This window comes from Paenimyroides ceti (genome assembly GCF_030409925.1).
This window is the reverse complement of record NZ_JAUFQU010000031.1, coordinates 1-22753: the sequence shown is the minus strand read 5'-3', so window position 1 is coordinate 22753 and position 22753 is coordinate 1. Positions and strand designations below refer to the sequence as shown.

Here is a 22753-nt window from a genome sequence, read left to right as displayed (position 1 = left end):
TTTTTTATTTTGATAAAATCGTTTTCCAAGCACTGAAAACATCGTCTTGCTCCAAAAACCATTTTGCTTTTTTATACAATTCTTCTGTTTGATTATTCTCTGAAAATACTTTTACGTCCTGATTTTCAGATTTAAAAGCAGTTATCTCTTCCGTAGTAGGTAAATGCTCAACATTTCCCAGTCGACCTAAATCATTTCCTACAAAGATAGTATTTTTTTTCACATCTTCCGGCAGCGCATCTACACCAATTCCTAAAGTTGTTAATGGCTTTTCTACTTCAAAGAGACCATCATTGGCACGGGTATACCAATTGCCTCCCATACGGGCAACAAGGTCTATTTTCTGCTGGTCTATAGACCCGTTATCAGATAAAATACTTTCTGAGATGTGTATTTTTACGACTTCGCAAATGATGAGATTTCCGGCTCCTCCTTCAGTACCCAACGGAATAATATTCTGTACTTTACATTCCAGTTGCACAGGGCTTTCTGCTACTCTAAAAGGTTTTACGATATCAGAAGCCAGTTTGGTAAACCCGGACTTTACAAATTCGTCTACTCCATCACCATATTCTGTAGAAGCAAGAGAAGTTTGCTGTACCATATCGTAATTTACAACATTGATCACCACTTCTTTTGTTGCTTCTGCATTGATAAGTGTATGTTTAATAGTATTGTTACGAACTCTTCTTGCCGGAGAAAATACCAGAATAGGCGGATTAGAGCTAAAAATATTAAAAAAGCTAAACGGTGATAAATTTGGTGTGCCGTTTTCGTCAACAGTACTGGCAAAAGCGATAGGACGCGGCCCTACTGCTGCTTGTAAATAGGCTTGAATCTGAACCGGTGTATGGTCTTTTGGATGGATACTTAACATAAATTTGAAAAAAGATTTAAACAAAGATACTTTTTTGAATTAAGTTTTGTTAATGTATAGAAGAGAAATTTTTATCAACTATTTTTAATAATTTGTATCTTGTCATTCTTTCTGATCTATGAATTTTTTTAAAAGTAATATTTATACCCGGTGGGTTATTTTGGTTTTTTCCCTGTCTATTCTTACCCTCATATTGTGGAATACCTATTTGTTATTTCAAACGTTTAAAAACGAAGAACGTGTAAAAATGGAAATATGGGCTGAGGCATATAAATCCGTGAATTCAGCAGATGGAAATACTGATCTGGATCTGGCTTTGTCTGTATTGTCTAAAAACGAAACCATTCCTATCATTTTAGTAGATAATAACGGACTGATTTCTGAAGTACGCAATGTGGATGATGAAATATTGGAAAATAAAAGTTACAGGCTGGATTGCTCAGGAAATTTACCTCAGAAAATGATCCTATAGAAATCATACATCCGGGCGGGAGCCAATTTCTGTATTATGGAAATTCATCTTTAATCACTAAAATAAAATATTACCCTTTGGCATTAATTGCTATTTTAGGACTTTTTGGAGGATTGGTGTACACGTATTTCCGAACCAGTAAAATGTCTGCAGAAAGCAAACTCTGGGCAGGAATGGCAAAAGAAACAGCGCATCAGATCGGTACGCCTTTATCTTCTTTGCTGGGATGGATTGAGATCATGAAACTCGATAATGTAGATGAACAGACTGTAAGTGAAATAGGAAAAGACGTTTCAAGACTGCAAACTATTGCCGACCGATTTTCAAAAAATCGGCTCTGAGCCTGTTTTAGAACCCTTAGATATTGTAGAAGAAACTGAGAAATCATTCGAGTATCTGAAATCCAGAAGTTCTACCTTCATTGATTTTGAATTTGTGAGCTATTTATCACACTATATACTGCCGTTAAATCCTACATTGCATAGCTGGACCATTGAAAATCTGGTAAAAAATGCTATCGATGCTATTAAAGGAAAAGGAAAAATAACCGTAACCATTTCAGAAACCGAGAAAAACATTCAGATCTGGGTTTCCGATACAGGAAAAGGAATCTCTAAAAACCAGTTTAAAAAAATTTTGAACCTGGTTTTACAACAAAGAAAAGAGGATGGGGGTTAGGACTTTTCGCTTACAAAAAGAATTGTAGAGGAATACCATAACGGAAAAATAAAAGTAGAGAAATCAGAAATAGGGCAGGGAACAACCTTTTGTGTTACCTATAAAAAATCCCTCCTGAAAAGAGGGATTTTATTATAATTGAGAATGGATGGCTTTTGCTGTTGCTTCAAACTCTTCTTTTGTTAAAGAAACTTTTCGTTGAAACCGCATATCATCCATCTCCTGAAGAGGAATCAAATGTATTGTACATGAGGTACTTCAAGACCTACGACAGCCATTCCGATTCTTTTACAGGAAACTGCTTTTTCCAAAGCTTTTGCTACTTCATAAGAAAACTGCATCAGAGCGGTATAATGCTCGGAGTCCATATCAAAAATTTTGTCAATCTCTTTTTTAGGCACACATAGTGTGTGTCCTTTTGCATTTGGATTATTATCCAGAAAAGCAATGAAATTTTCGTTCTCTGCTACCTTGTAGCAAGGAATTTCACCATTGATGATCTTTGTGAAGATAGATGCCATAATTTAGTCTCTTGAAATTTCTAATATTTCAAATTTGAGTACACCATTTCGGTACGTTTATCTCAGCAATTTCACCAACTGATTTTCCTAAAAGACCTTTTCCTATCGGAGACGTTACTGATATTTTTCCACTTTTAAGATCGGCTTCGCTTTCTGCTACCAGCGTGTAAGTAAGCTCCATCTTATTTGCCTGATTTTTAATTTTTACCGTTGACAAAACCAATACTTTGGAAACATCAAGCTGAGATTCATCGATCAAGCGGGCATTTGCCAGAACTTCTTCCATTTTCGCAATCTTCATTTCCAACAATCCTGAGCTTCTTTCGCTGCATCATATTCTGCATTTTCAGATAAATCTCCTTTGTCACGCGCATCTGCGATTGCCTGAGAGGCTTTCGGACGCTCAATACCTTTTAAATGATCTAAATCATCTCTTAATTTCTTTAGACCTTCTGCTGTGTAATACGATACTTTACTCATAATACTGCTTGTTTTTATAAAATAGAAAAAATCCCATCGGAACGGGATTTTGTATTTCAAATACTATTATATGTTAATATTAACTTCTTTTTCTATATGTCAAAGTTAATTAATTAAATTTGTTTTTCAAATGTTTTATAGATGAAAAAGCGATTTCTTTTCTTTCTTTTATTGTTTTCTGTGCTTTCTTGCAGCAAAGATGAATTTTATAATCCCAATCCTTATTTACCCAATTATGTTGTAGATGTCAGAATACCTTTGAGTCTGCCTTTTACAGTAATTTGCAGTATCCGGGTAATGTTGCAGTTGTACAGGGATATGGGATTAATGGAATCATTGTGATCAATACAGGTACAGGTTTTCTGGCTTATGAAAGAACATGCCCTAATCATGAAATAAGAAATTGTTCTGCAAACTTGAGGAGATTGAACTCTATGTTAAAGAGAATGCTGTAGATACAGTTATTTTTGATGATGAATTATCTCCTGCCCAACAAAAAAACTTATCCAAATTACTGGACTGCAAAGTGCTTGACCGCACCAATCTTATTTTAGATATTTTTGCTCAACGGCACAAACTTCTTATGCTCGTACACAGGTAGAACTGGGCTCAGTTTCAATACTTACTGCCTCGCCTGACGGGTATGTGGACTCACCTTGAGCGCCAGCGAGGAGGAATTGGTATGCGCGGTCCGGGGAAACAGAAATTGAAACAGACAGACGGATCGTTCGGGACAGGATTTCCCTGCTCAAGGAAAACTACAGACTATTGATAAACAAATGGCAGTTCAACGAAGTAACAGAGGTGCTTTGGTTCGTGTGGCGCTGTTGGCTACACTAATGTAGGAAAATCAACGCTTATGAACGCTATTGGAAAAAGTGAAGTTTTTGTAGAAAATAAACTTTTTGCTACTCTGGATACTACAGTAAGAAAAGTAGTAATTAAAAATCTTCCTTTTCTTTTATCCGATACAGTAGGTTTTATACGAAAATTACCAACACAGCTGGTTGAATCTTTTAAGAGTACTTTAGATGAAGTAAGAGAAGCTGATTTACTATTGCATGTGGTAGACATATCTCATCATGATTTTGAAGAACATATTGCTTCGGTAAATCAGATATTAAAAGATATCAAAAGCGACGATAAGCCTACTATTATGGTTTTTAACAAAATTGATGCTTACAAGCCTGAAAATTTTGATGCTGAAGATCTGACAACAGAACGAACCACCAAACATTACTCTATTGAGGAATGGAAAAAAACATGGATGAGTAAAGTAGGAGAAAACAATACCATTTTTATATCTGCTACTGAAAAAGAAAATTTTGAGGAATTCAGACAAAAAGTTTATGAAGCTGTACGTCAGATTCATATCATGCGTTTTCCTTACAACAATTTTCTATATCCTGAATACACTGAGAATGAAGCTGAAGAGAACGAAGAATAAAAAAAGCCTGAGAAATATCTCAGGCTTTTTTTATTCTAATTTTTTTAGAAGGCATAGTTAAGACCTACTCCTAATGTATGACGAGTTTGAAATCCGCGATACGCATTATCATCATAAATAGTCTGGAAAGTAAAATTCGTAGAAATGTATCTGTTAACTTTTAAAACAGCATTTAACTGATAGTCAATATCGACATTTTGAGGATCTTCTCTATAATTCGAATAAAGATTTAAAATGTTTTCTACAGTAAAATTCTCCATTACCGTAAACTTATAATACGCATTTACAGCAGCTCCGAATTCAAAACGCATTGTTTTCCCCTGTTCTACACCAAAGGAAGTACCCAGTTCAGTAAAATGTCTGTGCACAAAAATGAAACGGGAAGTAGCAGGAGCAATGTTGACCTTCAGGTTATCATTTTTCTTCCAAAGCATACCCGGTCCTATCTGTAAATAAGCCGGTGACATAAAGTGTGAAATACGTTCGTCCGGATTATCAGGATTCATCCCGGTATCAAATTGCGTTTTAAAATTCACAAAAGCAGAGTAGTACCAATCACCGCTGGCTTTTTTACCTAATAACGAGTTCAGCTCAAGACGGTCATCTGTTTTTTGCTGTTCAGAACCTTTAATCTTATTGATTCCATAAGAAGCTATGATTTTATTATCCCAGGTCCAGTCTTCTTTTTTATAATTAAAGTCATAATTCAACGCAGCATTGGCTGCAAAATTATTGGAACCTCCGGCCTGCCACTGACTGAAACTGGATTGGCTACCCAATAACGAAATGGTACCTTTTTTTGTCCACGGGCTCACAGGTCCCAATGTGTCATTTTCTACTTGTGCCTGTGCATACGAAGCGCTAACTGCCAAAAGAGAAAAACTTAAAAATAATTTTCTTTTCATAAATACTTGTTTTACAACAAAGTTAGCATTTTATGTTTTTATTACAATTTTTTCTTTTTAAAAATGGGAACTGCTGAACAAGCTTCTCCAAACATAATAGACCGGGCGTACAGCATCATTTTCTGTGTTGCCATAACATAAGCCTCTTCCGGTATGCTTTTTTTTGAACATCCTTTTATTATCGTAGGTTTGTTTGTATAGACAGAAAAATCAATCTCTTCCATTATTTTCTGATAAAAAGCAATATCCAGATCGTGTAATGTACCCTGAACTACCATCTTTGCGTAAGGCTGTAGATAAGAAGACGTAAGCATCAATGCCCAAGCCGGCAAAATAGCATCCGTTGAACAATGCAGTGCTACCAGTTTACCTCTGTACTGCTCCCAGTCGTGATTTTTTAACGCTTCCCGAAAATCTTTCTCTTTTAAAAGAAAACCTTCATACAACCACGGAGAAATATCTAACGGAAGCCTTTCTTCCTCAGGAAAATAATCTTCAAGATCAAATACTTCCAAAGCGCTTTTGGCAACTTTATTTATAATTTCTTCTGACATCAAAAACAGTTTTAATATTTACTCTATTTTATCACACCTTTTACAGCATTCCCAATTCTAATTTAGCTTCTTCGCTCATTAGGTCTTTATTCCATGGCGGATCAAAAGTAAGCTCAAGTTCCACATCTTTTACCATATTGATGGAAGATACTTTCTCTTTAACTTCCATAGGCAGTGTTTCAGCCACCGGACAATTAGGAGATGTCAGTGTCATCAATATTTTCACTTCTCTGTTTTCGTTTACAAACACATCATAGATTAATCCTAATTCATAGATATCTACGGGAATTTCAGGATCAAAGATGGTTTTTAATACTTTTACGATGCTCTCACCAAGAGCGTTCATATCTATTTCGTTTTCCATATTTATTTAGCTTGAAACGCTAATGCGTACATTTTTATTTGTTTGATCATAGACACCAGTCCATTGGCACGGGTTGGCGACAAATGTTCTTTTAATCCTATTTCATCAATAAATGATGTATCGGCTTCTAAAATCGCCTGAGCATTTTGATTCGAGAAAACACGTATAAGAATCGCAATAATGCCTTTGGTCAGGATAGCATCACTATCTGCTGTGAATACAACCAAATCATTTTGCTTTTCCGCATGCAACCATACTTTAGACTGGCATCCTTTTATTGTATTTTCCTCTGTCTTATACACATCTTCAATAATAGGCAGGCTTTTTCCGAGTTCTATAATATATTCATATCGCTGCATCCAATCATCAAACATGGAAAACTCGTCTATTATTTCTTCCTGAATTTCTTTTATGGTCATTTGTCTCAATTTATGAAAGCATACTTTGCGCTTTTTTTAACGCATCCATCATGCGGTCTATTTCTTCTTTCGTGTTATAAAATGAAAAAGAGGCTCTTATGGTACCCGGAATTTTATAGTACTCCATAATCGGCTGGGCACAATGATGACCTGTTCTTACTGCAATTCCTAACTTATCTATAATAGCCCCAACATCATAAGGATGTAATCCTTCAAAATTAAAAGAGATCACAGAAGCTTTTTCTGTAGAAGTTCCGTAGAAAATAATACCGGGCATCTCTTGCAACTTTTCCGTAGCATACTTCAAAAGTTCTTTTTCATAGGCTTCAATATTCTCAAAACCTATGGAATTTAAATAATTAATAGCAACTCCAAGTACAATACCCGCTTCTATATTAGGTGTTCCTGCTTCAAACTTATGAGGAAGGCATGCGTACGTCGTTTTCTCAAAAGTTACTTCCTTGATCATTTCTCCTCCACCCTGATAAGGAGGCAATTTGTTTAACCAAGCTTCTTTTCCGTATAATATTCCTGATCCTGTAGGAGCACACATTTTATGCCCTGAAAAAACATAAAAATCACAATCCAATTCCTGAACATCAGGTTTTATATGAGGTACAGCCTGGGCTCCATCAATCAAAACGGCAGCGCCGACTTTATGTGCTTTATCAATTATTTCTCTGATCGGATTAATAGTACCCAAAGCATTTGAAATGTGGTTGACAGCCACCAGTTTGGTTCTGTCTGTCAGAAGTTGATCATATGCTTCCATAACAAGTTCTCCCTTTTCGTTCATAGGAATCACTTTAAGTGTAGCACCGCTTCTTTCACACGCAAACTGCCACGGTACAATATTCGAATGATGTTCCAGATGAGAAACAATCACCTCATCCCCTTCTTTAAGCATCTGACTAAAACCATTAGCCACCAGATTAATTCCGAAAGTAGTACCTGACGTAAAGATTACTTCATGCAACTGAGCTGCATTTATATGATTTTTAACAATCAAACGCGCTTCTTCATAAGCATCTGTTGCCACCTGGCTCAGATGATGTACTCCCCTATGAATATTAGCGTTGATCTCCTTATAATATTTTTCGATAGCTTCAATGACCACAACAGGTTTCTGGCTTGTTGCTCCATTATCGAAATAAACCAAAGGCTTACCGTTTATTTCCTGATGGAGAATGGGAAAATCAGCTCTTATAGATTGAATGTCTAACATTTTTCACTTTGTTTAGTGCAAAGGTACTAACTTGAATTACTTAATACCCAAATTTTAATACAAAGATAACGATTCTGATTATTAGTAACCCGTGAAAAAAATATTATTTAAATTAATTCTAAATAGCGTTTGGTAACTACAAAAAAAATAGTATTTTTGCTCCAACAATTAAGTTTTTAAACGATAAACGATGAAAAAAATTTTCTCAATTTTATTACTTACAGTTGCTTTTGCATCATGCAAAAAAGAAGGGCAAAATACTGTAGAAACCGACAAGAAAGACACCCTTTCTACTGCTAAAATTGTTTCGCTAAACGGCGCTATCACAGAAACTTTAGCACAGTTAGGAGAAGAAAACAATATCATAGGAGTTGATGTTACAAGTAATTATCCTGAAGGATTGAAAGCTCAGAATTTAGGGCATGTAAGATCTATTACTGCCGAATCTATATTAGCACTACAACCAACTGTGATATATGCTTCCAATAAGGATATGAATCCTGATTTATTGGAAAAACTGAAAGCTTCTAAAGTTAAATTAGAGTTAATTGATCAGGAGTTTTCTGCTCAGGGAACAGCGAATTTAATCACTACAGTTGCCAAATCTCTTAATAAAGAAAATTACCAGCCAATTATTGACAATATTAATGCAAAACTTGCTACTGTAAAAACGCTGGAAAAGAAACCAAAAGTTTTGTTTATCTACGCACGTGGAGCAGGTAACCTTATGGTGGCTGGAAAAGATACACCACTTGAAAGAATCATTACTATTGCAGGTGGTGAAAACGCTGCAAATGATTTTTCCGATTTTAAACCTTTGACTCCTGAAGCATTGGTATCGTCAAACCCTGACGTTATTTTAATGTTTGATTCAGGATTGGCGAGCATCGGAGGTGTAGACGGTCTTTTAAAAATTGAAGGTATATCAGCAACCAATGCAGGAAAAAATAAAAAGGTAATTGCTATGGAAGGACAATATCTTTCAGGATTTGGTCCACGTCTTGGTGATGCAGCAGTTGATTTAAACAAATTATTACAATAATCAACTGACCTGAAAAAATGCAAAAAAAAGTTCAGCTTTATAGGCTTCTATTAATCTTGTTATTAATCACTTTAGTCGTAATTTCATTATTTGTAGGAGCCTATAACTTTGAAAACAGTGTACTTAATACGTTCTTAAATTTATTTACCGGATCAGAAGGGATTTCTGCCTCAGACCATTTTGTACTTTTCCAGTTGAGAATGCCGCGTATCATAATGGCTATTCTGATTGGTAGTGCTTTGGCAGTTGCCGGAACCTGTCTTCAGGGGATGTTCAAAAATCCGCTGGCTTCACCCGATCTTATCGGTATTACATCAGGAGCTGTTCTTTTTGCTGCTGTAACCATTGTCTTGGGAGCAAGCATTCGTCCCTTTATACCGGAAGCACTCCACTACTCTCTCATCAGTATCATGGCCTTTGTAGGTGCTATACTGACCATGAGCTTTGTTTACAAAATGTCTACCACCAATGGAAGAACAAATGTTGTTATTCTTCTTTTATCTGGCGTAGCAATCACTGCTCTTACGGGGGCAGCAACCGGAATGCTAACCTATCTTTCTACCGATGAAGAACTCAGAAATCTTACTTTCTGGACGTTGGGAAGTCTGGCAGGAGCTAACTGGACAAAGAATTTAGTACTCGCTATCGTTGTTATAACAGGTCTTTTGTTTTTAGTAGGAAAAGGGAAAGCACTGAATGCAATGATGCTTGGAGAAAGAGATGCTCAACATTTGGGAATTGACGTAGAAAAAACAAAAAAACAAATTGTTATTTTCTCTGCCCTGATGGTAGGAACAGCTGTTTCTTTTGCAGGAACAATTGGATTTGTAGGACTTATTGTTCCCTATATTCTGAGACTGCTCTTCAAATCAAACTATACTGTTATTTTGCCTTTATCCATTATTTTAGGAAGTATCATTATGGTACTCGCAGATACAATAAGCAGAGTGATCGTTCAGCCGGCAGAATTACCAATCGGTATTTTAACAGCTATTATGGGTGCTCCAGTTTTCATTGCCATACTAATTCGATTTAAAAAAACATTGTAATGTTAAAGGCAAAAAATGTACGATTCGCTGTAAAAAACCATCTTCTTTTAGATGAAATAAGCTTTGCTGCTGAAAAAGGCGAATTCATTGCCATATTAGGTCCCAATGGAGCAGGAAAATCTACTCTATTGAGCTATATAAGCAATGAACTTGAACAGAAAAACAAAACCGTTCTTTTTAAAGAGAAGCTTATTAGTCAATGGGATAAAAGAGAATTACCATTGCACAAGGCAAAGTTTTCACAGCATCAGGCAGGAGACATCACTCTTGAAATAAAAGATGTAGTTATGATGGGACGCTATCCTTATTTCGACAATACACCATCTGAAAAAGACGGACAAGCAGTGGAAAAATGGATGGAAGCAACAGATACCACACATCTGAAAAACCGCTCATACGAACATTTATCTGGCGGCGAAAGACAACGCGTACATTTAGCACGCGTACTGACACAGCTGGAAAACAATATAGAAAATAAAATCATATTGTTAGATGAGCCACTCAACAATCTGGATGTTTCACATCAGTTTAAGACGCTGGAAATCATAAAAAATCTGACAGAGAAAAACAATACGGCAATTGTAGTGCTTCATGACATCAATTTAGCATCTCAGTTTGCCGATAAAATTTTATTATTAAAAAAAGGTAAGCTGGTCGCTTATGACACTCCTGCAAATGTTCTGACCGAAGAAATGATCTCTGAGGTTTATAACTTTCCCTGCTATGTAAGTGTAAATCCGATCAACCAACAGCCTTTAATATTATTCGGACAAAATAAGAAATAATGCATACAACCTCATCATCATTAAAAGAACAGTGGAATGCTCTGAAGCAAGAGCGTCCCCAGTTAAGAATTCGAAACGCAGCGCAGGAATTAGGCGTGAGCGAAGCAGAATTGTTGGCAACACAAACAGGAGAGACGGTAACCCGATTACGTCCAGATTTTCAGGCGATACTTTCAGAGGTAGAATCTCTGGGGAAAGTAATGGCCCTGACCAGAAATGAAGAATGCGTACATGAGCGTAAGGGAATTTATTTAAACGCTGATTTCTCTTCACCACATGCCGGTCTTTTTGTAGGAGAAGATATCGATTTACGTATTTTCTGGAGTCATTGGAACAAAGCGTATGCGGTTGTTGATGAAACCGCTCACGGAATCAAAAAAAGCATTCAGTTTTTTGGGAAAGACGGTGAGGCGATTCACAAAATTTATCTTACAAAAGATAGCAATGACGAAGCTTTTGACATTTTAGTATCAAAATACAAAGCGGAAGATCAATCAACAAATGAAACATCCGAAAAAATGCCACTTAATCTGGATGAGAAACCAGACGGAGAAATTGATATAAAAGGGTTTCAACAAGCATGGTTAGATTTAAAAGATACGCATGATTTCTTTATGATGATGCGTAAATTTGGTGTGACCAGAACACAGGCTTTACGATTGGCTCCTGATCATTATCACGCAAAAGAAGTAAGTAAAGATGTTATCGTTTCTATGCTTGAAGAAGCATCTGCTGCAAAATTACCTATTATGGTATTTGTAGGAAATAAAGGAAACATACAAATCCATACAGGAAAAGTAAATAAAACATTATGGCATGGAGACTGGTTCAATGTAATGGATCCGGATTTCAACATGCATTTAGATATGAGCAAAATTGCTCAGACCTGGATTGTCCGTAAACCAACTGAAGACGGGATTGTTACTTCAATCGAAGTATTTAATGAAATGGGAGATATCATCATTCAGTTTTTTGGTAAACGCAAACCGGGGATCCCTGAATTAGAAGATTGGAGAACACTTATCAATAAGTTGTCTTAATTTTTTTGTTGTTTTTGTTATGAAGCGCCGGTCTGAGACCGGCGTTTCTTTTTACTCTTTAAAAGCATTCCATCCTTTCGCTTTTAAAGGGATTTTTGTGTTTTCTCTGGTCACGATATGCAACCCTTCATTTTCAGGTACAATGTGTCCAATTACACTCAAATGAGGGTTTCCTTTGATCTTGTCGTAATCTTCCATTTTAATGCTAAACAGCAACTCGTAATCTTCTCCTCCATTAATGGCAATAGTAGTGCTGTCAATATTAAATTCTTCACAAACATTTATAAACTGAGGATCAAGCGGAAGTTTATCTTCGTATACATTACATCCGACGCCAGACTGTTTACAGATATGAAAAAGCTCTGAAGAAAGTCCATCTGAAATGTCAATCATTGAAGTAGGTTTTACATCAAGATCATACAATAATGCTTTGATATCTTTGCGGGCTTCCGGTTTTAACTGCCTTTCAATTAAATAAGAATAATGCTCTAAATCCGGTTGGTTATTCGGGTTGACCAGAAAAACCTGTTTTTCTCTTTCTAAAATTTGTAATCCCATATAAGCTGCTCCCAAATCTCCTGTAACGACAAGCAGATCGGTATCCTTAGCTCCGGAACGATATGTAATATCTTTTTCTTCAGCCTCTCCTATCGCTGTAACACTAATGATAAGCCCTGTCTGAGAAGAAGTGGTATCGCCTCCGATTACGTCCACATTGTAGTAATTTGAAGCCAATTGTATTCCAGCATAGAATTCTTCCAATGCCTCTAATGGAAAACGGTTAGAAACAGCAATGGAGACTGTAATTTGAGTGGGTACGGCATTCATAGCACAGATATCAGAAATATTTACCACAACAGCTTTATATCCAAGATGTTTCAATGGCATATAACTCAAATCAAAATGTACACCTTCTACCAGTAAATCAGTAGAAACAACGACTTTATTCGATTTAAAGTCAAGTACGGCTCCATCATCACCTATTCCTTTTTCTGTACTCTGCTGCTCACTGACAAAATGTTTTGTCAGATGTTCTATCAGTCCGAATTCTCCCAACTGCTCTAAGGAGGTTCTTTTATTTTCTTTGTTGTCTAACATGAATCTGCCTTTATGATTTAATATTTAATGCGTTTGCATACAACATCTGATAATGTCTGAATAACAAAACTCAACTGAAGCTTTTTTTAAGAAAACCTCTCTAGGAATCCTTATACAGCAAAAGGTTTTGTGATCTTGAATCCGATTATAAAATTTCTATTTTCAGATTTTTTATTTTATTGATCGGATACAATATGTATTTATTTTCTGATTTAAGTTTTAAATTTATGCTGTCTATATACACAACAATACCGGAAACATCATCTTCTATCTTAATGACATCACCTACCTGAATCGATTTTTTCAGATAATAACTATACAAAACTTCGGTAACAATATCCTTGGATCCCAAAGCGAAAGAAAGTGATATGGAAGCGACAATCAATCCGAGAATAATACTTAGATTGTTTGTGATAAGACTCAGATCAAACCCCATCTGATTTAAGGCGATCAAAAGGAAAAAAAGAAAAACTCCACCGAGTATAAATGACTTAATAATCTTTAATCCGGCATTGAGCTGTAAAATCTGAAGAAATAAGTTTAATTTGCTTTTGAGCAAATTCGTCACATAAACCCCTATCGATAAAATAATCAGTCCACCTATGATACGCGGCAGATAACTGATGATTTCATTAATCACCAGAGTAACTCCCGGCATATTGAAAATATCGGCTCCGATTACAACAATGATCAGTACATAAACCAGTTTTATAAAACCGATTATAATTTTCCGGATGTCAAACTTAAAATTCAGGCTGTTTAAATAATCAATATTATTTACATAATGATTAATTTTATCAACCTTAGCAAGAATGAGAACTCGGCTTAAAATCTTAACAATAACTTTGAATAATATCCAGGAAACAAGGATAAAAAGCAGTACATAAAAAAACTTTATGAGAAGCATTTTTATATTATCATGCCAGATGCCTGACCATACAGCGGGATCTGAAATATTGTAAAAAAAATCACTATTCATTATTATTATCTTTTGAGTTATTGTCTTCTTTTAGATCTTTATTGGGTTTGTCACTGAATGAGGAAAATACCTGTGGAATACCAACCAGATAAAGTTCCGATAAGTCTATGGTCAATTTAATCAAATCGATATCATCCATCACCTTATCTTTTATCAAGCCAGGCAAATCTTCTTTAATTAATATTTTTTTAAAAGGGTTCTCCATACTAATTACAATGATTTATATTTCTTCATTACCTTTTGCTTGGATCGTTGTAATCTCATTTTAACTGCACTTACACCAATTTTTAATAACTCTGAAATTTCTTTAATTGATAAATCATCCTGATATTTCATTAACAATATAATTCTGTCCTGCACATCAAGCATTCTAAGAATTTCCTGCAATTTAGCATAATTAATCTGTAAAATATCAAAATCTTCTTCAGTGCCATTTTCTTCTCCCTCATCCTGAATATGCCCCAATTGATCGATATCTAAGTTGTATTTAATTTTTTTCTTGCTTATAAAATTGACACAAAAATTATAAGTAATTGAGTATAACCAAGTAGAAAACTTAGATTCATTTTTAAACGTCTTTAAGCTTAAATAGACCTTAATAAAAATATCATGTGTCAGATCCTGAGCTTCCTCTTTGGTATCCACAAATGAAAAACATTTGTTATACACATACGGAGCATATCTGTCATATAAAACAGAGAAAAAACGAGAATCTTTAGTGCTCAATGTCAACTTGATCAATTCCAGGTCATCTAATTCTTCTAAACTATTTTTATCTATTCTATTCATGTTTTATAAATGAATACAAAATTTAAGGTGGGTATCTCCTGTTTTAAAATGCAAATATACTATTTCTGTATTCGTTTTGAAGAGAAGATGTTACATATTATTTCCCCTCAACTGTACGGAATTTCAGAAATTCTTAAAAACATACTATTTATTTATGAATTACTGCACATATTAATATGATATGCATTATTTTTGTAGCTACTTATAACATTATAAGTATTTTATGTAAAATAAGAAAAAACATATCTATTACTATCCATTTCTTATTTTATAAGAGCAATATTTATGAGACAGCACTACTACTTGTTTTTATCCTTTTTGTTATCATATAGTTTGTTTTCTCAATCTACAGATAGAAAATATTCTTTTGACAGCATATATAACAAATTAGCCCGGGAGAAAACAGACTCCAATACAGACAGTGCTTTAAAAACAGCAGATTCTCTGTACAAAATTGCTCAAAACGACATTCAGCGGATTCAATCTCAAATGATTACCTCTCAGCTCCTGCAGCAAAAGGGGAAAAAAGATCAGGCTATTCAGATAGCTCTGAAAGCGTATGATATTGCACAAAACAACGAAAATAAGGAATGGCAGGCAAAGATACTGGGTCATTTATCTTCTTTGTACAGAGACAGCGGATTAAATGAAAAAGGAAAAGAGTATTTACATAAGGCGTTGGAAGTTAGCAAAAAGATTGTGAACAAAGATGAATCTTATCGTTTTCAGGGAAATGTATATCAGGAACTCTCCTATTATTCAAAGAATGAACAAAAAATAACCGACGCAATCACAAATCTAAAAAAAGGAAATCTTTACTTTGAAAAAATTTCAGATGTTCAATCAAAAAATTTTCTACTGGCTACCAATATGGAATTATTAGGAAGTAATTTTTTCTCACTCAAACAGATTGACTCCTCTCTTTATTATTACAACAAAGGATTAGATCATCTCAATCAGATCAATTTTAAAGAAAGTGCTCTCACAGGTTTTATATATAATGGATTAGGAGAAATTTATCTTTATTTGGGTATGTATGAAAAAGCAATTGATTATCTTCATAAAGCATATCTATTAGGAGAAGAATCCGATTTTTTTGCCTTGAAAGAGAAAAACTATCTGATTCTTATGCGTTATTACAAAGAAACCGGAAACCAAAAAGAATATCTGACGATTAATGAAAAATATCTGGCTTTAACATCCCAACTTGAGATTGCAAAAAAAAACACAACAACTACCCTCATAAGAGATTTGAATCATCAGGAAATGAAGAGTCAAAAAAAATTACTTTTATTGACATTCATTATTAGTTTACTGGTAATTATTATAGTTGTCTCTTTTTATATTTACCATAAAAAAAGAAAAAGAGACCTTTTAAATTTTGAAAAAATTCTGCTCACTCATGATGCAAATAAAAAAGTTGAAAATAGTTTCTCCAAGGTACAGCATCCTTCGGCAGAGACTACAAATATGGCTTTTGAAACAGAAGAAAGGCTTTTGAAAGAATTGAAGTTATTTGAAAAAAAACTGCTCTTTCTAAATGAAAATATTTCTTTAGCATCACTTGCTGTTGAGTTTAGTACCAATACAAAATATCTTTCCCATATTTTACGCAAACAATATCATAAAGATTTCAGTACTTACATAAATGAACTTAAAATAAATTACATTTTAGAGAAACTCAAAACAGAAAAAAAATACAGACAATATAAAATAAGTTATATGGCTTCTGAATGCGGATTTTCTACTCATAGTAAATTTACATCCGTTTTCAGACAAATTGCAGGAATAACTCCTTCACAATACATCAAATATCTGGAAAACAATAAGCTGTAAATATAACAGTCTGTTTTTCGTTATTTTCATTTGTTTAAATTATAAATTTATAAAAAACTCCTTTTAATGAGATGGTTACTCAAAAACTATGACAATGATGGAGAACATCAGAATTTTCAACGGATATTGATTGCGTTGATGTTTTTTCTTATCCTTCATTCCGTTCTCTTTTTAAACGGATATTTCAGTTTTGTAACCTTGCTATACGGTCTGATTCTGCAATTAAGTATCGATAGTACCAATAAAGATTTAAAACTTCTGACTATAAAAAATATTCTGTTATGTCTGCCTTTTATTTGTTTTTCTATGGGACTTTATTTCTATCCGGAGACATTGACCATGTATTTTATTTTTATAATCAATGGAGTGTTCCTTATCGGATATTCTTTCTTGGTTAACAGAAAATTATACAGTGGTAAAAAAGATATCCACAGTAATTGGGTTTTATTCAATAAATACTTCCTCATCATTTCTGGGCTTGTACTCATCATTTCCGGGTTCGAAATAGAAAGTGATTATTATTTTGATTTCGGTCCAAGAATTATTGCTGCTTGTTTGTTATTTGTAGAACTCATTTATGTATGGGTCATTCTCATTATACTCAACACACCTAAACTTATTACTGAAAATCAACCGGACATAAAAATTCTCAAATTCCCTACCCATAAGAGTAGTTTTCTCCATAAGATTGAAGATTATTTTTTAAGTTGTAACGATTATTTAGATCCTTCCTATAACTTTGAAAAGTTTTCAAAAGATATGAAAATGAATAAACAACAATTATCCCATTTTTTAAATAATGAATTACAGCTAAACTTTTATCAATTACTTGCTTTTTATCGCATCAAGTTCGCAAAAAAAAGAATCAGGGAATCTGCTCATATCTACACAATAGAAAGTCTTATCTTGGAATGCGGATACCATTCAAAATCAACATTTAATAAACATTTTAAAAATATTGTTGGAAAAACACCTTCTGAGTATAGGAATTTTCACCTTAAAAACAATGGATCAGATTAATATTTCTCAGTTATTATCGTCAATTTTTCTTTCTAATACCTTAATGCTTGCATCAACAGGCATCTATCTGCTTACACTAAAAAAAAGAACAAGGCTTGAAAAGTATGCTATTCTTATTTTAGCATTCATGATATTTCACGCTTTATGCGCATTTGTAGCGAACCTCTTTTTTTATGAAAATCTTTTTTTTAATATAGGCGCTCCTTTTAGCTTATTCTATGGGGTATTTCTCTTTGCCTTTGTTTTCTTCTTTTCTAAACAAGAAAAACAATCCGGTAAAATAATATTATGGCATTTCATAATTCCACTACTCTATAGCTTTGCCTTTCTTATCATCTTATCGGGACCGGAATACTGGAAAGATTATATTTATTCTTATATCCTTACACTGTATGTATTTACAAGCATGAGTTTTGTGATGTATGCTGCCTATACGTATTATATAGTAAAAACCAAGAAAGCAGTAAAAAACTACTTGAATGTCTATAAAAATCTACTCACAGAATTACTCATTTTACTTTGCTGTGTAGCGGTTCTTTTTATAGGATATACTTTTGGTTACAAGCCAGATAAATCAGGAGATCGTATTATTGTATCTTTAATACATTTTGCCTTGTTTGCTGCTACAGGTATCATATTCAGGCAACTCATAAAGAATAATTATAAAGAAAAAACAAATAATAAAAAGATAATATCCCTGAATGCATCGGTAAAGGAAACGGATAGTAAGCCGCAGAATACGCAAAATGAAATGGATTCTAAATATAAAAAATCCAAGCTTACTGATTCCATTCTAAGGAACTATGTTGAATTATTAGAAAATATAGACAATACATATTATTTGAATCCTGAACTCTCCCTACAGGCGGTAGCCAAAAAGATAGGGATATCCAAATATAATCTTACTCAGGTTTTTTCTGCAGGATTAGACACGAATTTCAATCAGTATGTCAATAAAAAAAGATTAACTTTTGCTGTTGAATTTCTGAAATCAGAAGATGATATGAGTATGGAAAGCATTGCATATGCCTGTGGATTCAATTCCAGAACCTCTTTTTACAGAGCTTTCAGCAATGAGTTTAAAATTACTCCTACTCAATTTAAAAATGTGAATAGTCATAATAAATAATTTCTTCAATTCTTGAATTTGGACAGCATTATAAAAATTAAAATTATAAACACCTGAAAATCAATGTTTCATTTTATTATCTCGAACTTTCACCTAATTTTTTGAAACATCTGAAGCCGATAGATATCCTATTTTTGCAGCTATTATTTGGTGACAAATCAGCTTATCAGAAAACTAAATTCATTTTCTGTCAAGGGCAATGAAGTTATTTATATTTATCAGAAAATTATAGAAAATATTTTATTTTTTCTTTAAAAAGTAAAAAATAGTCTTCGATAATACAAGGATATTAATAAAGCAATATAGTAATAATAATTAATACATACAATGCTTTTTTAAAATTTAAATAAATAAATGTGACTTTTTCTGATCCAATTGTCTAAAAAAGTACAAATCCCAACAAGGGAACAAATTATACAACTATTACAGAACAATTTTTAACGATATGATGACATACTACTACAAAACTTAGACTGAAGACGATTTAAAAAAAACTACTTTTTTTAATTTAACTATTTTATTCAGCAATTCCGAAACAACATTCTGAACTGGCTGTCTTTCCAATCGTGTCAATTGATCTCATTCAATAGCAGAAAAAAATTAACTATAAACAACTGCATGGTATTCCATGTAAAACATAAATCAAAATAAAAAAGAATGAAAAATAAATTACTTCCTTTAGCGGTAGTACTGCTTTCTGGCGCTTCTTATGCTCAGGTAGGGATCGGTACATTAACTCCGAACAAATCATCACAATTAGAAATAGTAGCTTCTGACAAAGGTATTTTAATCCCTCGTGTGGCATTAAATAATACAACAGATACGACAACAATAACAAACGGTAACATTAACAGCTTACTGGTTTTCAATACAACTGATAGTAATAATATCAAACCAGGATATTATTATTGGTTTATAGACAAATGGTTACGTATTATCAATCAAACCGATTTGGAAACTACCAATACAACAAATGAAAGCTTAACTGTAAATCCTGATCATAACTTAGTACTTACAGATAGCGATGGTAATACTATTTTTATTCCAATTGCTGATCTAAATATTATTACAACGCTTGTAAACAACAATGATGGTACGTATACCTATACTTCTGAGGACAACACCGTTACAACCATCAACGTTCCAGCTGATGTTATCAGTAATTTTCAAAACATCGTAAATAATACAACCGTATTAAACGAACTGATTGAAGTATTGAATGAAACTAAAGTAGGCGGTAATGTATATTACGACGGAACTACTTTTACCTATGTAGATAACGCAGGGATATCACAAACCATCAACTTCCAACAGATGGTACAGGATAATGAAACTGTGACTACTTTGGTAAACAACAATGACGGAACATATACCTATACTTCTGAAGACAACACCGTTACAACCATCAATGTTCCAGCTGATGTCATCAGTAATTTTCAAAACATCGTAAACAATACAACTGTATTAAACGAACTGATTGAAGTATTGAATGAAACTAAAGTAGGTGGTAATGTATATTACGACGGAACTACTTTTACCTATGTAGATAACGCAGGGGTATCACAAACCATCAACTTCCAACAGATGGTACAGGATAATGAAACTGTGACTACTTTGGTAAACAACAATGACGGAACATATACCTATACTTCTGAAGACAATACAGTAACTACTATCAACGTTCCGGCTGATGTCATCAGTAACTTTCAAAACATCGTAAACAATACAACCGTATTAAACGAACTGATTGAAGTATTGAATGAAACTAAAGTAGGTGGTAATGTATATTACGACGGAACTACTTTTACCTATGTAGATAATGCAGGGGTATCACAAACCATCAACTTCCAACAGATGGTACAGGATAATGAAACTGTGACTACTTTGGTAAACAACAATGACGGTACGTATACCTATACTTCTGAAGACAATACAGTAACTACTATCAACGTTCCGGCTGATGTCATCAGTAATTTTCAAAACATCGTAAATAATACAACTGTATTAAACGAACTAATCGAAGTATTAAACGAAACAAAAGTAGGCGGTAATGTATATTATGACGGAACTACTTTTACCTATGTAGATAACGCAGGGATATCACAAACCATCAACTTCCAACAGATGGTACAGGATAATGAAACCGTTACAACGTTAGTTAACAACAATGACGGAACATATACCTATACTTCTGAAGACAATACAGTAACTACTATCAACGTTCGGCTGATGTCATCAGTAATTTTCAAAACATCGTAAACAATACAACTGTATTAAACGAACTAATCGAAGTATTAAACGAAACAAAAGTAGGTGGTAATGTATATTACGACGGAACTACTTTTACCTATGTCGATAATGCTGGGTATCACAAACCATCAACTTCCAACAGATGGTACAGGATAATGAAACTGTGACTACTTTGGTAAACAACAATGACGGAACATATACCTATACTTCTGAAGACAACACCGTTACAACTATCAACGTTCCGGCTGATGTCATCAGTAACTTTCAAAACATCGTAAACAATACAACTGTATTAAACGAACTAATCGAAGTATTGAATGAAACTAAAGTAGGTGGTAATGTATATTATGACGGAACTACTTTTACCTATGTAGATAACGCAGGAGTATCACAAACCATCAACTTCCAACAAATGGTACAGGATAATGAAACTGTGACTACTTTGGTAAACAACAATGACGGAACATATACCTATACTTCTGAAGACAACACCGTTACAACCATCAATGTTCCAGCTGATGTCATCAGTAACTTTCAAAACATTGTAAACAATACAACTGTATTAAACGAACTGATTGAAGTATTGAATGAAACTAAAGTAGGTGGTAATGTATATTATGACGGAACTACTTTTACCTATGTAGATAACGCAGGGGTATCACAAACCATCAACTTCCAACAGATGGTACAGGATAATGAAACTGTGACTACTTTGGTAAACAACAATGACGGTACGTATACCTATACTTCTGAAGACAATACAGTAACTAAAAAATGCCAGCATGTCAGTGCTGGCATTGTTATTTTTTTGAATAACGGATTTTAGTTTGCTGGTGTCTGTGGCGTTTCTGCTGGTGCAGGTTGACCTTGCGGAGCTGCTACAGGTGCTGCAGGTATGGTTGCAGCATTCGGATCTAAAATTTTAGAATCGTTGTTGTAACGGATGTAAAGCTTAAACTTGATAACAAAATTAACCGATTAATATGGCTGCTAAAGTCCAGGTACTTTTGTCAAGGAATTTATTTGTGTTTTGTACACCTCCAATATTGGTTGAACCTCCTAATGAAGAATCAAGACCACCTCCTTTAGGGTTTTGAATCATTATAACAATGATTAATAAAAGGGATACGATGGTTATTAGTACTAAAAAGATTGTAAACGTATTCATTTTTTAACTATTATAGTTTTGTAACATTTTAATATTGGAAATTCGGTCTGCAAATAAACTACTTTTTTCTGGATATTTCAAAATTAATATTTCATAAGCTTGAATTGCTTTTTGATATTTTTTTTGTTCCAGGTATATTTTTGCAAGGGTTTCGGTCATTAAAAAAGATTGGTCATCCTCGTTTTTCTCAATAAATACAGGCACTGAAGACATGTTTTTATTAGGGATTATTTTAGGATTTGTTTCAATAAAGCGATTGATAAGCTCTTCTTTTTTCTTTTCTCTTCTTGAAGTTTTTCTTCTTTTTGTGGTTCAATAGCTTCCGTTTCTCTTCTTTCTTTTTATTGGCTCTGCTTTTGTCAGTTGCAGCCACTCAGAGAAAGAATGTTTTTCGGCTGAAGTAAATTCAATTGGAGTACCGATTTCTAATTTTTCTTCCAGTGTTTCAACAGAAGTAACTACAGTCTCTTCATCTTCTGACAAAATATCCTCCTTTTTTTCTTCAGGCTGTGTGATTTCTTCTGTTATGAGTGTCTTGTTTGCATCTCTCTGTTCGAGTTTGGACAAGATGAGAGGCTCTTTTTCTTCGTTTTCTATATATGCAAGAGTTGATAAAATTGATTTTT

At 33.9% G+C, this 22753-nt stretch carries 26 protein-coding genes and 6 pseudogenes; 17 read left to right on the top strand and 15 right to left on the bottom strand.

Annotated features, from left to right (window positions below; genetic code table 11):
• Positions 1-4: 4 nt before the first annotated feature.
• The gene (locus QW060_RS20290) at positions 5-877 is read right to left on the bottom strand and encodes a flavin reductase family protein (protein ID WP_290361881.1); all 873 of its coding nucleotides are present in this window, start codon (positions 875-877) and stop codon (positions 5-7) included.
• Between the two features lie 118 nt (positions 878-995).
• Between QW060_RS20290 and QW060_RS20285 the strand changes: the two genes are divergently transcribed.
• The 3 genes from QW060_RS20285 to QW060_RS20275 are packed head-to-tail and all read left to right on the top strand — an operon-like array spanning position 996 to position 2027.
• Positions 996-1349 (top strand): hypothetical protein, encoded by a 354-nt coding sequence (locus QW060_RS20285; protein WP_290365038.1) that lies wholly within the window; start codon positions 996-998, stop codon positions 1347-1349.
• Complete coding sequence (locus QW060_RS20280) at positions 1313-1690, top strand: hypothetical protein (RefSeq protein ID WP_290365037.1); 378 nt, start codon at positions 1313-1315, stop codon at positions 1688-1690. The genes QW060_RS20285 and QW060_RS20280 overlap by 37 nt, the downstream gene beginning before the upstream one ends.
• Positions 1659-2027: an ATP-binding protein gene (locus QW060_RS20275; protein ID WP_290365036.1), complete on the top strand. Its 369-nt coding sequence runs from the start codon at positions 1659-1661 to the stop codon at positions 2025-2027. Before QW060_RS20280 ends, QW060_RS20275 begins: the two co-directional genes overlap by 32 nt.
• A gap of 132 nt (positions 2028-2159) precedes the next feature.
• Here QW060_RS20275 and QW060_RS20270 read toward each other — a convergent pair.
• Both QW060_RS20270 and greA read right to left on the bottom strand, forming a co-directional pair.
• Positions 2160-2548, bottom strand: a pseudogene (locus QW060_RS20270) (HIT family protein).
• A 3-nt stretch (positions 2549-2551) separates the two neighbouring features.
• Positions 2552-3028: pseudogene (greA, locus tag QW060_RS20265) on the bottom strand (transcription elongation factor GreA).
• A gap of 141 nt (positions 3029-3169) precedes the next feature.
• On the opposite strand from greA, the gene QW060_RS20260 reads away from it, so the two are divergent.
• The 4 genes and pseudogenes from QW060_RS20260 to QW060_RS20245 form a co-directional block, all read left to right on the top strand.
• Positions 3170-3370, top strand: coding sequence for a hypothetical protein (locus QW060_RS20260; protein WP_290365035.1), 201 nt, complete (start codon positions 3170-3172; stop codon positions 3368-3370).
• Positions 3371-3431: 61 nt separating this feature from the next.
• The gene (locus tag QW060_RS20255; RefSeq protein ID WP_290365034.1) at positions 3432-3629 is read left to right on the top strand and encodes an HflX-like GTP-binding protein; all 198 of its coding nucleotides are present in this window, start codon (positions 3432-3434) and stop codon (positions 3627-3629) included.
• A gap of 15 nt (positions 3630-3644) precedes the next feature.
• Positions 3645-3800: pseudogene (locus QW060_RS20250) on the top strand (hypothetical protein); the annotation flags it as partial.
• Positions 3801-3857: 57 nt separating this feature from the next.
• Positions 3858-4475, top strand: a pseudogene (locus QW060_RS20245) (HflX GTPase family protein); the annotation flags it as partial.
• Between the two features lie 44 nt (positions 4476-4519).
• Here the strand turns inward: QW060_RS20245 and QW060_RS20240 are convergent.
• From QW060_RS20240 to QW060_RS20220, 5 genes are read right to left on the bottom strand one after another with little or no spacing between them, the layout of a single operon-like run.
• Positions 4520-5380 carry a DUF3078 domain-containing protein gene (locus tag QW060_RS20240; RefSeq protein ID WP_290364625.1) on the bottom strand — a complete coding sequence of 287 codons (861 nt, stop codon included), beginning with the start codon at positions 5378-5380 and terminating at the stop codon, positions 4520-4522.
• 41 nt (positions 5381-5421) lie between these two features.
• Positions 5422-5934 (bottom strand): DUF2480 family protein, encoded by a 513-nt coding sequence (locus tag QW060_RS20235; protein WP_290364624.1) that lies wholly within the window; start codon positions 5932-5934, stop codon positions 5422-5424.
• Between the two features lie 40 nt (positions 5935-5974).
• Complete coding sequence (locus QW060_RS20230; protein ID WP_290364623.1) at positions 5975-6298, bottom strand: iron-sulfur cluster assembly protein; 324 nt, start codon at positions 6296-6298, stop codon at positions 5975-5977.
• A 2-nt stretch (positions 6299-6300) separates the two neighbouring features.
• Positions 6301-6717, bottom strand: a complete 417-nt coding sequence (locus QW060_RS20225; RefSeq protein WP_290364622.1) for a SufE family protein — start codon at positions 6715-6717, stop codon at positions 6301-6303.
• Between the two features lie 10 nt (positions 6718-6727).
• Positions 6728-7942 carry an aminotransferase class V-fold PLP-dependent enzyme gene (locus QW060_RS20220; protein WP_290364621.1) on the bottom strand — a complete coding sequence of 405 codons (1215 nt, stop codon included), beginning with the start codon at positions 7940-7942 and terminating at the stop codon, positions 6728-6730.
• 190 nt (positions 7943-8132) lie between these two features.
• Here QW060_RS20220 and QW060_RS20215 point away from each other — a divergent pair, with 190 nt between their 5' ends.
• From QW060_RS20215 to QW060_RS20200, 4 genes are read left to right on the top strand one after another with little or no spacing between them, the layout of a single operon-like run.
• Positions 8133-8984, top strand: coding sequence for a heme/hemin ABC transporter substrate-binding protein (locus tag QW060_RS20215; protein WP_290364620.1), 852 nt, complete (start codon positions 8133-8135; stop codon positions 8982-8984).
• Between the two features lie 17 nt (positions 8985-9001).
• On the top strand, positions 9002-10033 hold the full coding sequence (locus QW060_RS20210; RefSeq protein WP_290364619.1) for a FecCD family ABC transporter permease: 1032 nt from the start codon (positions 9002-9004) through the stop codon (positions 10031-10033).
• Positions 10033-10818, top strand: a complete 786-nt coding sequence (locus QW060_RS20205; RefSeq protein ID WP_290364618.1) for a heme ABC transporter ATP-binding protein — start codon at positions 10033-10035, stop codon at positions 10816-10818. Before QW060_RS20210 ends, QW060_RS20205 begins: the two co-directional genes overlap by 1 nt.
• Positions 10818-11858 carry a hemin-degrading factor gene (locus tag QW060_RS20200; protein ID WP_290364617.1) on the top strand — a complete coding sequence of 347 codons (1041 nt, stop codon included), beginning with the start codon at positions 10818-10820 and terminating at the stop codon, positions 11856-11858. Before QW060_RS20205 ends, QW060_RS20200 begins: the two co-directional genes overlap by 1 nt.
• A gap of 51 nt (positions 11859-11909) precedes the next feature.
• Here QW060_RS20200 and thiL read toward each other — a convergent pair whose 3' ends face one another.
• The 4 genes from thiL to QW060_RS20180 form a co-directional block, all read right to left on the bottom strand.
• Positions 11910-12956 (bottom strand): thiamine-phosphate kinase, encoded by a 1047-nt coding sequence (thiL, locus tag QW060_RS20195; RefSeq protein ID WP_290364616.1) that lies wholly within the window; start codon positions 12954-12956, stop codon positions 11910-11912.
• A gap of 145 nt (positions 12957-13101) precedes the next feature.
• Complete coding sequence (locus QW060_RS20190; protein WP_290364615.1) at positions 13102-13935, bottom strand: mechanosensitive ion channel family protein; 834 nt, start codon at positions 13933-13935, stop codon at positions 13102-13104.
• Complete coding sequence (locus tag QW060_RS20185; RefSeq protein ID WP_290364614.1) at positions 13928-14140, bottom strand: hypothetical protein; 213 nt, start codon at positions 14138-14140, stop codon at positions 13928-13930. Before QW060_RS20185 ends, QW060_RS20190 begins: the two co-directional genes overlap by 8 nt.
• 5 nt (positions 14141-14145) lie before the next feature.
• Positions 14146-14676 carry an RNA polymerase sigma factor gene (locus tag QW060_RS20180; RefSeq protein WP_290364613.1) on the bottom strand — a complete coding sequence of 177 codons (531 nt, stop codon included), beginning with the start codon at positions 14674-14676 and terminating at the stop codon, positions 14146-14148.
• A 57-nt stretch (positions 14677-14733) separates the two neighbouring features.
• Between QW060_RS20180 and QW060_RS20175 the strand changes: the two genes are divergently transcribed.
• The 6 genes from QW060_RS20175 to QW060_RS20150 all read left to right on the top strand — a co-directional run bounded on the left by QW060_RS20175 (position 14734) and on the right by QW060_RS20150 (position 21785).
• Entirely contained in the window at positions 14734-14904 is a 171-nt protein-coding gene (locus QW060_RS20175) for a hypothetical protein (protein ID WP_290364612.1), read from the top strand.
• A 105-nt stretch (positions 14905-15009) separates the two neighbouring features.
• Positions 15010-16560 (top strand): tetratricopeptide repeat protein, encoded by a 1551-nt coding sequence (locus QW060_RS20170; protein ID WP_290364611.1) that lies wholly within the window; start codon positions 15010-15012, stop codon positions 16558-16560.
• 66 nt (positions 16561-16626) lie between these two features.
• The gene (locus QW060_RS20165; protein ID WP_290364610.1) at positions 16627-17580 is read left to right on the top strand and encodes an AraC family transcriptional regulator; all 954 of its coding nucleotides are present in this window, start codon (positions 16627-16629) and stop codon (positions 17578-17580) included.
• Positions 17522-18709 carry a helix-turn-helix domain-containing protein gene (locus QW060_RS20160; RefSeq protein ID WP_290364609.1) on the top strand — a complete coding sequence of 396 codons (1188 nt, stop codon included), beginning with the start codon at positions 17522-17524 and terminating at the stop codon, positions 18707-18709. The genes QW060_RS20165 and QW060_RS20160 overlap by 59 nt, the downstream gene beginning before the upstream one ends.
• A gap of 657 nt (positions 18710-19366) precedes the next feature.
• Positions 19367-20968, top strand: a complete 1602-nt coding sequence (locus tag QW060_RS20155; RefSeq protein ID WP_290365033.1) for a hypothetical protein — start codon at positions 19367-19369, stop codon at positions 20966-20968.
• A 133-nt stretch (positions 20969-21101) separates the two neighbouring features.
• Positions 21102-21785 (top strand): hypothetical protein, encoded by a 684-nt coding sequence (locus tag QW060_RS20150; protein WP_290365032.1) that lies wholly within the window; start codon positions 21102-21104, stop codon positions 21783-21785.
• Here QW060_RS20150 and secG read toward each other — a convergent pair.
• The 3 genes and pseudogenes from secG to QW060_RS20135 form a co-directional block, all read right to left on the bottom strand.
• A pseudogene (gene secG / locus QW060_RS20145) lies at positions 21782-22127 on the bottom strand (preprotein translocase subunit SecG). The gene QW060_RS20150 and the pseudogene secG overlap by 4 nt on opposite strands.
• Before the next feature lie 3 nt (positions 22128-22130).
• A complete protein-coding gene (locus QW060_RS20140) occupies positions 22131-22340 on the bottom strand; it encodes a tetratricopeptide repeat protein (protein WP_290365031.1) in 210 nt (69 codons plus the stop codon).
• Positions 22341-22439: 99 nt separating this feature from the next.
• A pseudogene (locus tag QW060_RS20135) lies at positions 22440-22753 on the bottom strand (hypothetical protein); the annotation flags it as partial.

What these genes read in the sequence shown, in the direction of transcription:
- QW060_RS20225 (WP_290364622.1), bottom strand. Translation starts at nt 6,717, where the DNA reads ATGACCATAAAAGAAATTCAGGAAGAAATAATAGACGAGTTTTCCATG.
- QW060_RS20260 (WP_290365035.1), top strand. Translation starts at nt 3,170, where the DNA reads ATGAAAAAGCGATTTCTTTTCTTTCTTTTATTGTTTTCTGTGCTTTCT.
- QW060_RS20215 (WP_290364620.1), top strand. Translation starts at nt 8,133, where the DNA reads ATGAAAAAAATTTTCTCAATTTTATTACTTACAGTTGCTTTTGCATCA.
- QW060_RS20150 (WP_290365032.1), top strand. Translation starts at nt 21,102, where the DNA reads ATGGTACAGGATAATGAAACTGTGACTACTTTGGTAAACAACAATGAC.
- QW060_RS20200 (WP_290364617.1), top strand. Translation starts at nt 10,818, where the DNA reads ATGCATACAACCTCATCATCATTAAAAGAACAGTGGAATGCTCTGAAG.
- QW060_RS20220 (WP_290364621.1), bottom strand. Translation starts at nt 7,942, where the DNA reads ATGTTAGACATTCAATCTATAAGAGCTGATTTTCCCATTCTCCATCAG.
- QW060_RS20285 (WP_290365038.1), top strand. Translation starts at nt 996, where the DNA reads ATGAATTTTTTTAAAAGTAATATTTATACCCGGTGGGTTATTTTGGTT.
- QW060_RS20190 (WP_290364615.1), bottom strand. Translation starts at nt 13,935, where the DNA reads ATGAATAGTGATTTTTTTTACAATATTTCAGATCCCGCTGTATGGTCA.
- thiL (WP_290364616.1), bottom strand. Translation starts at nt 12,956, where the DNA reads ATGTTAGACAACAAAGAAAATAAAAGAACCTCCTTAGAGCAGTTGGGA.
- QW060_RS20230 (WP_290364623.1), bottom strand. Translation starts at nt 6,298, where the DNA reads ATGGAAAACGAAATAGATATGAACGCTCTTGGTGAGAGCATCGTAAAA.
- QW060_RS20175 (WP_290364612.1), top strand. Translation starts at nt 14,734, where the DNA reads ATGAATACAAAATTTAAGGTGGGTATCTCCTGTTTTAAAATGCAAATA.
- QW060_RS20185 (WP_290364614.1), bottom strand. Translation starts at nt 14,140, where the DNA reads ATGGAGAACCCTTTTAAAAAAATATTAATTAAAGAAGATTTGCCTGGC.
- QW060_RS20155 (WP_290365033.1), top strand. Translation starts at nt 19,367, where the DNA reads ATGAAAAATAAATTACTTCCTTTAGCGGTAGTACTGCTTTCTGGCGCT.
- QW060_RS20210 (WP_290364619.1), top strand. Translation starts at nt 9,002, where the DNA reads ATGCAAAAAAAAGTTCAGCTTTATAGGCTTCTATTAATCTTGTTATTA.
- QW060_RS20235 (WP_290364624.1), bottom strand. Translation starts at nt 5,934, where the DNA reads ATGTCAGAAGAAATTATAAATAAAGTTGCCAAAAGCGCTTTGGAAGTA.
- QW060_RS20290 (WP_290361881.1), bottom strand. Translation starts at nt 877, where the DNA reads ATGTTAAGTATCCATCCAAAAGACCATACACCGGTTCAGATTCAAGCC.
- QW060_RS20170 (WP_290364611.1), top strand. Translation starts at nt 15,010, where the DNA reads ATGAGACAGCACTACTACTTGTTTTTATCCTTTTTGTTATCATATAGT.
- QW060_RS20205 (WP_290364618.1), top strand. Translation starts at nt 10,033, where the DNA reads ATGTTAAAGGCAAAAAATGTACGATTCGCTGTAAAAAACCATCTTCTT.
- QW060_RS20165 (WP_290364610.1), top strand. Translation starts at nt 16,627, where the DNA reads ATGAGATGGTTACTCAAAAACTATGACAATGATGGAGAACATCAGAAT.
- QW060_RS20240 (WP_290364625.1), bottom strand. Translation starts at nt 5,380, where the DNA reads ATGAAAAGAAAATTATTTTTAAGTTTTTCTCTTTTGGCAGTTAGCGCT.
- QW060_RS20140 (WP_290365031.1), bottom strand. Translation starts at nt 22,340, where the DNA reads ATGTCTTCAGTGCCTGTATTTATTGAGAAAAACGAGGATGACCAATCT.